Genomic DNA, 12,538 nt, shown 5'->3' on the forward strand with positions numbered 1-12,538 from the left:
ACTTCTTTAATTCAGAAAAACCCAAAGTACAAATTGTGCTTTGGGTTTTTTCATACAATCTATTCCCGTATTTTTACAAAAAATCAAAGAATGGCAAAAATTTTATTATTGGGAAGTGGTGAACTTGGAAAAGAATTCACAATAGCTGCAAAGCGAATCGGACAAACGGTTATTGCCGTTGATAGTTATAAAAATGCGCCCGCCGCTCAACTCGCAGATTTTTCGGAAGTAATAAATATGCTCGATGGAAATACTTTGGATGCCCTCGTTGAAAAATACAAGCCAGACTATATTGTTCCCGAAATTGAAGCCATTCGCACCGAACGCTTTTACGAATATGAAAAACAGGGCTACACAGTAATTCCTTCTGCGAAAGCGGCAAATTTTACTATGAACCGTAAAGCCATTCGCGATCTTGCCTCTAAAGAATTAGGTTTAAAAACGGCAGCTTATCGTTACGCTACCTCAGCTGAAAGTTTGAAAAAAGCTGTTTCTGAAATAGGAATGCCCTGCGTAGTAAAACCGCTAATGTCTTCCAGCGGAAAAGGCCAAAGCACCATAAAAACCGAAGCAGATATTGAAAAAGCCTGGAAATATTCGCAGGAGGGTTCACGCGGTGATGTAGCCGAAGTGATCGTGGAGGCCTTTGTTAATTTTAATTATGAAATAACCTTGCTAACAGTTACCCAACGCAACGGAAAAACACTTTTCTGTCCGCCCATTGGACACAGACAGGAACGTGGCGATTATATGGAAAGCTGGCAACCAGCACCAATGAAAACCGATGTTTTAAAAGAAGCGCAACAAATGGCTGAAAAAGTAACCACTGCCCTAACTGGTTGCGGAATTTGGGGCGTAGAATTTTTTATAGCTGATGATGGGGTTTACTTTTCAGAATTGTCCCCAAGACCGCACGATACCGGAATGGTGACATTGGCAAAAACACAAAATTTCAACGAATTTGAATTGCATCTTCGTGCTGTCCTCGGACTTCCCATTCCAGAAATAACCCAGGAACGCATGGGTGCCAGTGCCGTAATTTTAGCTTCGGAAAATTCAGAAAATCCAACTTTTGAAGGTTTGGAAAAAATAGCTTCTGCCGCAAAAACAGATTTCAGGATTTTTGGAAAACCCACTTCCCGTCCGTATAGAAGAATGGGCGTTGTTTTAACGCACGACAATCTTAACGGAAATATTTCAGAAGTAACCGAAAGGGCAAAAATGTTGGTCAAAGAAGTAAAAGTAATTTCAAACTAAACCAAAACCTAAAACCTGAAACTATCTATTCCTCCAGAAAAAAGGGGTCAATAAAATAAGTACTGTAAACAATTCCAATCTACCAATAAGCATTAAAAAGCTGGACCACCATTTTGCGGCATCGGGCAAATAGGAATAATTATTTACAGGACCAAGATCTCCCAACGCTGGACCTATATTTCCCAAGGAAGATGCTGCACCCCCAAGGGCCGTTTTAAAGTCTAAACCGAGCCAAGAGAATACCAAAGTACCCACAATAAAAGAGAGCATATAAAGAATGAAAAAGCCAAGTATGTTGAAAACAATAGGCTGTGGCACTGCTTTTCGGTTATAACGAACTGGCAAAATAGCATGCGGATGAAGCGTTCTTTTAAATTCGAGTACGCCATTTTTAATCATTATCAAATGACGCATCACTTTAATCCCCCCAGCGGTTGAGCCTGCACAACCTCCCAAAAACATCATCCCAAAAAAGAAAATCGTCAAAAAGGGAGTCCACAATGTATAATCGGCACTCACAAAACCCGTGGTTGTAATTATAGTTAATACTTGGAAAAGCGCATGCCGAACGGCACTTTCAAAAGGCCCCCAAACCATTGGGTGTGCAATACTTGAAATTGTAATATCTGCTTCAAAATAAATAAGAAGTGCAGCCACAATACTCAACCCAACAACAAAAGCTGTGTATAGTTTAAATTCCTCATCCTGGAATATTTTTTGAAATTTCCGCTTAAAAGCGAAATAACTAAGCACAAAATTGCTTCCCGCCAAAAACATAAATACAATGATGATGTATTGTACCATTGGTTTATCATTCCAAAATGCGACGCTGGCATTTTTTGTGGAGAATCCGCCTGTACTCAATGTTGCCAGTGAATGATTTATGGCATCAAAAAAATTCATTCCCGCAATTTTCAGCAAAACAGTTTCAGCCAAAGTATAGCCCACATAAATTAGCCAAAGTCTTTTTGCGGTATCCGTTATCCGCGGATGCAGTTTGTCTCCGCCGGGACCTGGCGCTTCGGCTGCAAAAAGTTGCATCCCGCCAATTCCCAACAATGGTAGAATAGCTATCGCCAAAACAATAATTCCCATCCCTCCAATCCAGTGGGTAATGCTTCGCCAAAACAAAACACCGCGCGGCACGGCTTCAATATCTGTTAAAATAGAAGCTCCCGTAGTGGTATACCCGCTCATGGTTTCAAAAAAAGCATCGGTAAAGCTTGGAATCGCGTTTGTAAAAATATAGGGCAACGTCCCTATTAGCGCCATAAAAATCCATCCAAAAGTAACAATAATGTATCCTTCCCTTTTTTGGATTTCCTTTCGGTGGTTTTTGGTTAAAAACATTATGATTCCACCAACACCGAGAGCAACGGTGCCAGCCATCAGCATTTCCTTCAACACACCATCCTCGTAATACCAACTCACAATGGAAGAAAGCAGCATAAAGCCGCCGTTCACCATCAGCAAAAGGCCCATTAAATGCGAAATGATTTTATAATTAAGTTTGGATAATGAATTCATTATATGAAATGCCTTTTACATTTTTTTTAAAAGGAAGCCGAAAAATAGAGGCATTCCATCTTCCGCTTTATGAAATATTTATTTTATATAAAAAGTTTTTCCACTTTCCCGATGGATTGCGGAAGACAGCAAACCACTACTCTATCGCCATTTTTTATTTCGAAATCACCCAAGGCAATAATGCCTTCCCCATTTCTAACAACCCCGCCAATAATGGCAGAAACCGGAAAATCGAGATCTTTTATTTTTTTATTGCACACTTTGGAGTGCGAGGAAACCTCAAACTCAAGCAGTTCTGCGTTCATATTGTTCAGCTTCGTCATCGCCACAACCTCGCCTTTACGAACATAACGGAAAATATTGTTTGCCGCTAAAAGTTTTTTGTTGATAAGTGTATCAATCCCAATGGAATGCGAAAGCTGAAAATAGTCCATATTTTCAACCAATGCGATGGCTTTTTTTACCCCTTTCGACTTTGCAACCAAACAAGACATAATATTGGTTTCGCTATTTCCGGTGACTGAAATGAATGCGTCCATATCCTCTATGGATTCTTCCGATAAAAGATCCACATTTCTACCATCGCCGTTAATTACCAAACAGCCTGGAATATCATCGGCAATTTCAAAGGCTTTGTCTTTGCTGCTTTCAATAAGTTTTACCCTAAAACTGCTTTTGCAAAGATCTTTGGCCGTTTTGTACCCAATTTTACTTCCACCAAGAATCATTACATTTTTTATTTCCTGTCTAACTTTTCCCGTAAGTTTAAAAATTTGTTCCACCCCATTTTTACAGGTTACAAAATAAACCTGATCTCCTTCCTTAAATTGTGTGTCGCCTCGCGGAATCAAAGTATATTGGGTTCCGTAGCGTTGCAACGCAATGGGAACGTACTTTAAATCGGGATAAATTCTTGCAACTTCTTTTACAGATTTACCCACAAAGGCCGAAGTGCGGGAAAGGTTAAGCCCAATCATGGTCAAGGCTCCGTTTTCAAATTCGTAGGTATCGTTAAAGGCGCTTTGGTTGAGCAAAAGTTCAATTTCGTTTGAGGCCAAGGATTCTGGCGAAATCAATTCATCAATCCCAAATTTTGTGAAACCTACCTCATCTTTTCTGTCAATAAATTCGGTGTTTGAAATTCGCGCAATGGTACGTTTGGCGCCCAATTGTTTGGCGAGCACACAAACAGTAATATTTGTAGTTTCGCTGGAAGTAACGGCTATAACAAGATCCGTTTCACTAACGCGGGAATCCTGTAAAACTGAAATGGAGGTAGCGTCGCCGCGAACAACCCGTATATCCAAATGCGTGTCAGCATTTGCCAAAGATTCCCGGTTTGTATCGATAAGAGTAATATCCTGCGATTCGAAAGAAAGCAGTTTTGCAAGGTGAAAACCTACTTCTCCGGCGCCGGCAACAATAATTTTCATTGAACTATTTTTAAATTCCTAAAATAAATTTTCAAGATTGAGCCAAAAGATATTTTAAAAATGAATCTTGACAAAGATATAGAATTTTAACGCATCCCTAACAGAACAGCAATCAATGTATTTGTAGCTGAAAACCATTGCAAATCTTAAAAAATATGTAGTTTTGCAGGCGCAATTTTATGGAAAAGAAAATAACACCTTACAAAAATTCCTCGGAAGGAAAAAAGAAACAGGTTGAGCAGATGTTCGACACTATTTCTGAAAATTATGACGGCCTGAATCGGGTAATTTCGTTGGGAACGGATATTAAATGGCGAAAAAAAGTGATTAAAATGGTTGCCGAAAAAAACCCGAAAAGCATCCTTGATATTGCTACGGGAACCGGCGATCTCGCCATTCAGTTTGCCGAAAAAACTTCCGCTGAAAGAATTGTGGGGTTGGATATTTCTGAAGGAATGCTTTCCGTTGCCCGCAAAAAGGTTTCGGGGAAAAAGATTTCAGAAAAAATTGAATTTGTACAGGCTGATTCCGAAGCCCTGCCTTTTGATGACAATACTTTTGACGCTATCACGGTTTCCTTCGGCATCCGCAATTTTGAAAATCTTGAAAAAGGCCTTTCAGAAATTCTTCGCGTGCTAAAAAAAGATGGCATTTTTGTTATTTTGGAAACTTCAGTACCCACCAAATTTCCATTTAAACAAGGGTATTATTTTTATACAAAAGCCATTTTGCCGCTTGTGGGCAAAGTGTTTTCAAAAGATAAAGTTGCCTATAAATATTTATGCGAAAGTGCATCTGTTTTCCCTTACGGTGAAAAACTCAACAATATTTTGCGCAAAATTGGGTTTAATGAAGTGAAAAATAAACCGCAAACTTTTGGTGTCGCAACCATTTATAATGCTACAAAGTAATCTATGAAGAAGCTATTTTTTGTATTGGCCGTTTTATTCATTGCAAACAGCGCGCAGGCGCAGTGGTTTTTCAACAAGGAGCGGATTGCAAATTTGGAAAATTTTGACAAAAAGCGCTTTTCCTGGGGTTACTTTTTGGGTTTCAACAACTACGATTTCAAAATTGATTACAACGAACAATATGCAGACAATAACACAGACATACAAGTGGAACGTTCTACAGGTTTTAACGTTGGGCTTATTGGCGATATGCGCATAAATCAATATTTCAACCTGCGTTTGGAGCCAGGGCTTTATTTTACACAGCGGAATCTAACCTTTCCGGGCTTTACCGAACAGAGAGATTATCTGCGGGAGGTGAAATCAACATACATCCACGTACCATTGTTGCTAAAGGTTTCAACCAAGCGTTTGAACAATATTAAACCATTTATAATTGGCGGGGTTTCCACTTCGCTCAATCTTTCCAGCAACGAAAAAAATCCTGAAGACAACGAACAGGGAAAATTCCGGATGACCAAAAGCACCAATTATTACGAACTTGGTTTTGGGATAGATTTTTACCTCTATTATTTCAAATTCACGCCTTCCATTCGTGGGGTTTTTGCACTTAATGACGAATTGGTTCGCGATGATGACCCAAATAGTCCATGGACCGGGAACATAGAAAAATTATCTTCCCGAGGTGTTTTCATAAATTTTACATTTCAGTAAACCTTCTGAATTCGCTTAAAAGAATAGCCGTTGCCGTTGCCACATTGAGGCTTTCGGTTTTTTGGGTTTTTCCGAAGCGTGGAATGTTTATTTTATGTGTGATTTTTTGAATAATTTCTTCTGAAATACCATTGGCTTCGTTGCCCATAACAACAATTCCATCCTTCGGGAGTTTTTCGGAATACACATTTTTTCCTTCCATAAATCCCCCGTAAATGGGCAATTCTGTTTTTTCGAAATATTCCGAAAGCGACAAATAATGAATTTGCACCCGCGCCAACGAACCCATAGTTGCCTGCACCACTTTTGGATTGAAACAATCCGTAGTGTCTTTTGAACAAAGCAATTGTTGCACTCCAAACCAATCGCACAAACGAATAATGGTGCCTAAATTTCCGGGATCGCGAACTGCATCCAAAGCAACCATCAACCCCGAATCCTGCAACGGTTTCGGTTTGGGGATTTCAAAAACTGCCAAAGAAGTATTTGCGGTTTTTAGAAAACTTATTTTTTTAAGCTCGGCTTCGGTACTATGGAAATGGTTTTCAGCAGAAATTTTTGAAGCATCCGTTGTAAATAATGATTGAAGCTTCAAACCTTCCTGCAATAATTCGGCAATAACTTTTGGTCCTTCGCCCACAAAAAGACCTGTTTGGTCGCGGTACTTTTTTTGTTGAAGACTCGTTATTAATTTTGTTTGACTTTTGCTGACCAAAATATAGTATTTTTGAATTTGAATAAAAATGTACACTTGAAGCGCGACCTCACAAAAATATCACTATTTATAGTATTAATCAGTTTGTTTTTTTCCTGTAATGCTGTAAAACGTGTACCGGATGGAAAATATTTACTCACAGAAAACACGATTCTGGTTGACAGTGTAAAAACCAAGGATGCTGGCGTTTATAGCCAATTAGCCCAAAAACCAAATACTTCCATCCCGCTTGTGGGCATTCCTTTTGGGTTGCATATTTATAATCTTGCGGATCCACAGCCCGATTCTACCTATTATAAATGGCTCCACAAAAACCCGAAGCGCGAGGAGCGGCTTATTCGTCTTCTTTCAAAAAAACAGGTGGATCAAATAGACAGTAGTTATGTTGGGTTTAACGAATGGTTGCAAAAATCTGGGGATGCGCCTGTAATTATCGATCAGAAAAAAATTGAAAAATCTTTGGAAAGGTTAAAGCGATGGTATGCAAGCTATGGATATTTTAATGACGAAGTAGATTATAAAATTGAGCCCAGCGAAACAAAGAACAAAAGAGCGCAAATCACTTATTCCGTAAAAAGGCATCAGCCCTATTTTGTGGGCGATTCCATACTTGAAACAATTAGTTCGCCCGTGGTTGACTCACTCTTTCAAGACACCAAAGGAAGTTCTTTTATTGTTCCGGGAAAACAATATGCCGCGACAGATTTTGTAAATGAACGCGACCGGCTCACTATTCAGTTTAGAAATTCCGGGCTTTACCATTTTGAGCAGGAATATGTAGGTTTTGAGGCAGATACTGTAAACACAGACCACAAAGCCAATATTACTTATATTATCCCCGACAGGAAAATTACGCAAGGAGACAGTACCTATACAGTTCCTTTTAAGGTACACAGTATTGATGAAGTTCGGATTGTTACGGATTTTTCATACGAAAACAAAGACAAACAATTTCAGGATTCCATAAGCTATAAAGGCTATAAACTCTACAGTTATGGCAAAATGCGATTTCGTCCAAAGGCCATTACAGACGCTATTTCCATTACTCCTGGAAAAATTTACAAGGATATTGACAGAACCTTGACCTACAATCAAATTAGCGATCTGCGTATTTTTAAATACCCGAATATAAGTTATGCTGAAGTAGCAAAGGATTCCACCGGAAGGTTGTTGAATTCTACCATTCTGTTAAGTCCGCGCGATCGTTTTACATTGGGGGTAGATTTTGATGCTTACACCTCGACCATTCAGCAGTTTGGAATCAGTTTTAGCGGAAATATGATTTTTAGGAATATTTTCCGAGGCGCGGAAATTCTTGAAATTTCAGGGCGCGGAAGCTTAGGTTCTTCCAAAGATGCCGCAGAAAGCGACAGTAGTTTTTTCAATATTTCCGAATTTGGGGGGGATGTGAAACTAACCTTCCCAAGGATTATTTTTCCATTAAATACTGAAAAAATCATTCCGAAATACATGTCGCCATCAACCAGTGTCAGCTTTGGTGCTAGTTTACAAAACAATATTGGTTTGGACAGGCAATCCATTAATGCTATATATAATTACAGGTGGAAGCCTTCAAAAATACTCACCTATCAAGTAGACTTAATGAACCTTCAATACGTTCGAAATCTAAACACAGATAACTATTTCAACGTTTACAAAAGCTCCTATAATAGGCTGAATGAAATCGCCCAGGAATTAAATTATGATTTTAACAATCCAGATCCAAACCCCAGTTTGGAAATTCCGGATGAAACGGCTATGTTTATTGATGATGTACGAAATAGAATAATAAATTCTGACGATGAAACCTATCAAGAAGTCTTAAGTATTTATGAACGCCAACAACGTCTTAGTGAGAACAACCTGATTTTTGCATCAAATGTAACATTAACGCGAGATACTCGGGAAAACCTGAATGACAACAATTTTTCTCGCATTCGTTTAAAGCTTGAATCGGCCGGTAATCTGCTCTCCGGTATATCCAGTCTTGCGGGTTTTCAAAAAAATGACGCGGGAAATTACAAGACGCTGGGAGTAGTTTTTTCGCAATATGCAAAAATCGAAGCGGAGTATATAAAACATTGGGACATAACCAGCAATAATATAGTGGCCGTTCGCGCTTTTGGAGGTATTGCCATTCCTTATGGAAACAGTAATAGCATTCCTTTCACTCGTAGTTATTTTGCAGGTGGCGCCAATGATAACCGTGGTTGGAGAGCCTATGATCTTGGTCCCGGAAGCAGCGGAAGCATTCTTGATTTTAACGATGCGAATTTCAAACTCGCTTTCAACGCGGAATATCGTTTTACAATTTTGGGAGATTTAAAAGGCGGTCTGTTTGTTGATGCGGGCAATATCTGGAACGTGCTGGACAATATTGAAGATGAAGCCTCCGTATTTAATGGGATTGCTGATTTAAAAGAAATTGCTGTTGCATCAGGATTTGGGGTGCGGTATGATTTCGGTTTTTTTGTATTGCGTTTCGATGTTGGTTTTAAAACCCACAACCCAGGAAGACCCGTGGGTGAACGTTGGTTTAAAGACTATAATTTCCCCAATGCTGTTTACAACATCGGCATCAACTATCCCTTCTAAACCATATAAATTTGTTATTTTTGCTTGCTAAACACATTTGAATATGAACCATGGAATTAAGTCCGGAGTAGCTTCGGGAAAAGAAATTCAAAGAATCCATCAATACGCAAAAGAGAAAGGTTTTGCAATGCCCGCCGTGAATGTTGTGGGCTCTGATAGCGTGAATGCCGTTATGGAAACTGCGGCAGCTTTAAACTCCCCCGTAATTATCCAATTTTCAAATGGAGGAGCACATTTTAATGCCGGGAAAGGACTTTCAAACGAAAACGAAAAAGCAGCAATAGCTGGGGGCGTTGCTGGTGCAAAACACGTACACGAACTTGCAAAAGTTTATGGCGCAACGGTTATTCTTCATACAGACCACTGCGCAAAAAAATTGCTTCCATGGATTGACGGTTTGCTAGATGCAGGCGAAAAATTCTATAAAGAAACCGGAAAACCGCTTTATAGTTCACATATGATAGACCTTTCCGAAGAACCTATTGAGGAAAATATTGAAATATGCAAACGCTATTTGGAACGCATGAGCAAAATTGGGATGACTCTTGAAATTGAGCTGGGCATCACTGGTGGCGAAGAAGATGGTGTGGATAATACAGATGTAGATTCCTCAAAATTATACACCCAGCCCGAAGAAGTAGCGTATGCTTATGAAGAACTTTCAAAAATTAGCGACCAATTTACCATTGCCGCTGCTTTTGGTAATGTTCACGGTGTTTACAAGCCTGGAAATGTAAAATTGACTCCCGTTATTTTGAAAAATTCACAGGAATATGTTCAGAAAAAATTCAACACCGGTCCAAATCCAATTGATTTTGTTTTTCACGGCGGAAGCGGTTCTACTTTGGAAGAAATCCGTGAAGCGATCGGTTACGGAGTTATAAAGATGAATATTGATACCGATATGCAATTTGCTTTCACCGAAGGTGTGCGAGATTATATGATTAACAATTTGGAATATTTAAAGACACAAATTGGAAACCCTGAAGGAGAAGAATTACCAAACAAAAAATATTACGACCCAAGAAAATGGCTTCGCGATGGCGAAATCACTTTCAAAAAAAGACTTGAACAGGCTTTTAAAGATTTGAACAATGTAAACACATTGTAACCTTTTCAATAAGAAATAATAATATTTAATAAACAATAGTTTATGCCTTGGTTTAAAAGAACAAAAAAAGGGATACAAACCCCAACCGAAGAGAAAAAAGACGTTCCAAAAGGACTTTGGTACAAATCTCCCACAGGAAAAATTGTTGACAGCGAAGAGCTTGAAAAGAATTTTTACGTAAGTCCCGAAGATGGCTACCATGTTAGAATAGGAAGCAAAGAATATTTTGAAATACTTTTTGATGACAATAAATTCAAAGAACTCGACAAAAACCTTACTTCTCAAGATACCTTAAAGTTTGAGGACAAAAAGAAATATACTGACAGACTGAAAGAAGCTCAGGACAAAACTGGGCTGAAAGATGCCGTTCGTTGTGCTGTTGGAAAGTCTATGGGTGCTGATTTGGTAATTGCCTGTATGGATTTCAGTTTTATTGGTGGTTCCATGGGAAGCGTTGTAGGTGAAAAGATTGCCCGTGCGGCAGACTATTCACTTAAAAAGAAAATTCCGTTATTGATAATATCAAAAAGTGGTGGTGCCAGAATGATGGAAGCTGCGCTATCATTGATGCAATTGGCAAAAACAAGTGTAAAGCTTGCGCAGTTGAGCGATGCTGGAATACCCTATATTTCTTTGTGTACAGATCCAACCACAGGAGGAACAACCGCTTCTTTTGCTATGCTTGGCGATATAAACATTAGCGAGCCCGGCGCATTGATTGGTTTTGCTGGTCCGCGCGTAGTTCGCGATACTACAGGAAAAGAACTTCCGGAAGGTTTTCAAACTGCCGAATTCGTTTTGGAACACGGTTTCCTTGATTTTATAACGCACCGTAGAGACCTAAAAAGAAAAATCAATCTTTATCTGGATTTGGTTTTGAACAGACCACTTCGTGAGAAAACAGCATAAAAAAAGCTGCCCAAAAAAAGGGCAGCTTTTTCTTTTTTTATCAAATCAATTAATTCATTGTAAAAGGATATTCTTCGCCATTATATATAAATATGGCTTGATTATCACATTCACCATCACCAAAATCAATCGCTGCGGTTAAGCCATCCTGTGAAACTTCAAGCCTTCCAGCAACTACCCAACGGCATGAAGTTTTATAGACAAGCGTCTCAGTCACTTCACCACTTCTTTCAAAACCATTTGTAAACTCAGTTTGCCAGTTTCCAGTTACGTGATAAACATTATCCAGCCAAGTTCCGGAGCCTACGCCTTCAACCCATTCAGAGATACGGGTTCCGTTTCGGGTTCCTGTAACTGAATTATTTGGAAAACTTACGGTAATACTTTCATTGATGGTAGATTGTGGATTTCCATTTTGGTTTGCAATTTCATAAAGAATTGTTCCTCCGCCGCTAACCATATTCCCATTGAAAACAAAATCCTGGAATGTATAGTTTACCGTATAAGTGCCATTCACTAATGGTCCATATTCCAAAAGAATGCTGCCGGAAACCACATTTCCGTTGTTCAATGTACAGGAAGCGCCAAAATCCAATAAAATGGTAAACACATTTCCTTGAAATCCAACAGTAATTTCAGTACAGGCCGGGAATAACGAAAATTGCGTAACACCTCTGCCACCAGTTTCATTTTCTACAAAGGCCTGCTCCATAATATTAAAGGTTCCTTCAGCAATATTGTCCATTTTTGCTGCTCTTGTAGAGTTTTCAGAATTAAAATTAACTTCTTCAGACGAATTATTTTCTTCCTTATCACAGCTTGTAAAAAGGAAGATTCCCATCGTAAAAAATGCAACAATTAATCTAAAAGGGATGATTTTCATAAAATTTGATGTTTAGGGGTTTAGACATTTATAACGTCAAAAATGATAAATTCAATATATTTTAAAGTAAATTTTTATTTGAAACACAACTATTTCGAATCCGATTTTGTATTTTTGCGCCCTTGATTATCAAAACGGTAGTCAGTACATAATAATCATTTTAATAATATTTGCATGTATTTATCACAAGAAGAGAAAGAAAAAATCTTCGCAAAACACGGAAAGTCTAAGACTGACACTGGTTCAGCCGAAGGACAGATTGCGTTATTCACATACCGCATTGAGCATTTAACAAAACACCTTAAAGCAAACCACAAGGACTACAACACTGAGCGTTCTTTGGTAATGTTGGTAGGTAAAAGACGGTCATTGTTGGATTATCTTATGAAAAAAGATATTCTTCGTTACCGTGCTATCGTTAAAGAATTAGGATTACGTAAGTAATATTTTAAAGGGCTCTTACGAGCCCTTTTTAAATTTCTG

At 38.7% G+C, this 12,538-nt stretch carries 11 protein-coding genes; 7 read left to right on the forward strand and 4 right to left on the reverse strand.

What is annotated here, in order from left to right:
• The first annotated feature begins 90 nt into the window (after window positions 1-90).
• Complete coding sequence (gene purT, locus A7A78_RS04090; protein ID WP_068761182.1) at window positions 91-1,257, forward strand: formate-dependent phosphoribosylglycinamide formyltransferase; 1,167 nt, start codon at window positions 91-93, stop codon at window positions 1,255-1,257.
• Between the two features lie 21 nt (window positions 1,258-1,278).
• Here the strand turns inward: purT and A7A78_RS04095 are convergent, their stop codons facing one another.
• Window positions 1,279-2,784, reverse strand: coding sequence for a TrkH family potassium uptake protein (locus tag A7A78_RS04095; RefSeq protein WP_068761183.1), 1,506 nt, complete (start codon window positions 2,782-2,784; stop codon window positions 1,279-1,281).
• 83 nt (window positions 2,785-2,867) lie between these two features.
• Window positions 2,868-4,217, reverse strand: coding sequence for a Trk system potassium transporter TrkA (trkA, locus tag A7A78_RS04100; RefSeq protein ID WP_068761184.1), 1,350 nt, complete (start codon window positions 4,215-4,217; stop codon window positions 2,868-2,870).
• Between the two features lie 179 nt (window positions 4,218-4,396).
• Here trkA and ubiE point away from each other — a divergent pair, with 179 nt between their 5' ends.
• Window positions 4,397-5,128, forward strand: a complete 732-nt coding sequence (gene ubiE / locus A7A78_RS04105) for a bifunctional demethylmenaquinone methyltransferase/2-methoxy-6-polyprenyl-1,4-benzoquinol methylase UbiE (protein WP_068761185.1) — start codon at window positions 4,397-4,399, stop codon at window positions 5,126-5,128.
• A gap of 3 nt (window positions 5,129-5,131) precedes the next feature.
• Window positions 5,132-5,842 carry a type IX secretion/gliding motility protein PorT/SprT gene (gene porT / locus A7A78_RS04110; protein WP_068761186.1) on the forward strand — a complete coding sequence of 237 codons (711 nt, stop codon included), beginning with the start codon at window positions 5,132-5,134 and terminating at the stop codon, window positions 5,840-5,842.
• Here porT and A7A78_RS04115 read toward each other — a convergent pair.
• A complete protein-coding gene (locus tag A7A78_RS04115) occupies window positions 5,829-6,557 on the reverse strand; it encodes an RNA methyltransferase (RefSeq protein ID WP_207489325.1) in 729 nt (242 codons plus the stop codon). The two genes, porT and A7A78_RS04115, sit on opposite strands and share 14 nt — an antisense overlap.
• Before the next feature lie 36 nt (window positions 6,558-6,593).
• Here A7A78_RS04115 and tamL point away from each other — a divergent pair, with 36 nt between their 5' ends.
• The 3 genes from tamL to accD are packed head-to-tail and all read left to right on the forward strand — an operon-like array spanning window position 6,594 to window position 11,172.
• Window positions 6,594-9,152: a translocation and assembly module lipoprotein TamL gene (gene tamL / locus A7A78_RS04120; RefSeq protein WP_068761226.1), complete on the forward strand. Its 2,559-nt coding sequence runs from the start codon at window positions 6,594-6,596 to the stop codon at window positions 9,150-9,152.
• A gap of 43 nt (window positions 9,153-9,195) precedes the next feature.
• Window positions 9,196-10,263 carry a class II fructose-bisphosphate aldolase gene (gene fbaA / locus A7A78_RS04125; RefSeq protein ID WP_068761187.1) on the forward strand — a complete coding sequence of 356 codons (1,068 nt, stop codon included), beginning with the start codon at window positions 9,196-9,198 and terminating at the stop codon, window positions 10,261-10,263.
• Window positions 10,264-10,305: 42 nt separating this feature from the next.
• Window positions 10,306-11,172 carry an acetyl-CoA carboxylase, carboxyltransferase subunit beta gene (gene accD / locus A7A78_RS04130; RefSeq protein WP_068761188.1) on the forward strand — a complete coding sequence of 289 codons (867 nt, stop codon included), beginning with the start codon at window positions 10,306-10,308 and terminating at the stop codon, window positions 11,170-11,172.
• Window positions 11,173-11,221: 49 nt separating this feature from the next.
• Here the strand turns inward: accD and A7A78_RS04135 are convergent, their stop codons facing one another.
• On the reverse strand, window positions 11,222-12,055 hold the full coding sequence (locus A7A78_RS04135; protein ID WP_131811103.1) for a hypothetical protein: 834 nt from the start codon (window positions 12,053-12,055) through the stop codon (window positions 11,222-11,224).
• A 174-nt stretch (window positions 12,056-12,229) separates the two neighbouring features.
• On the opposite strand from A7A78_RS04135, the gene rpsO reads away from it, so the two are divergent.
• Window positions 12,230-12,499, forward strand: coding sequence for a 30S ribosomal protein S15 (gene rpsO, locus A7A78_RS04140; protein WP_068761190.1), 270 nt, complete (start codon window positions 12,230-12,232; stop codon window positions 12,497-12,499).
• Window positions 12,500-12,538 lie beyond the last annotated feature (39 nt).

The organism is Aequorivita soesokkakensis, from assembly GCF_001641085.1.
In the GTDB taxonomy this organism is placed as follows: Bacteria; Bacteroidota; Bacteroidia; order Flavobacteriales; family Flavobacteriaceae; genus Aequorivita; species Aequorivita soesokkakensis.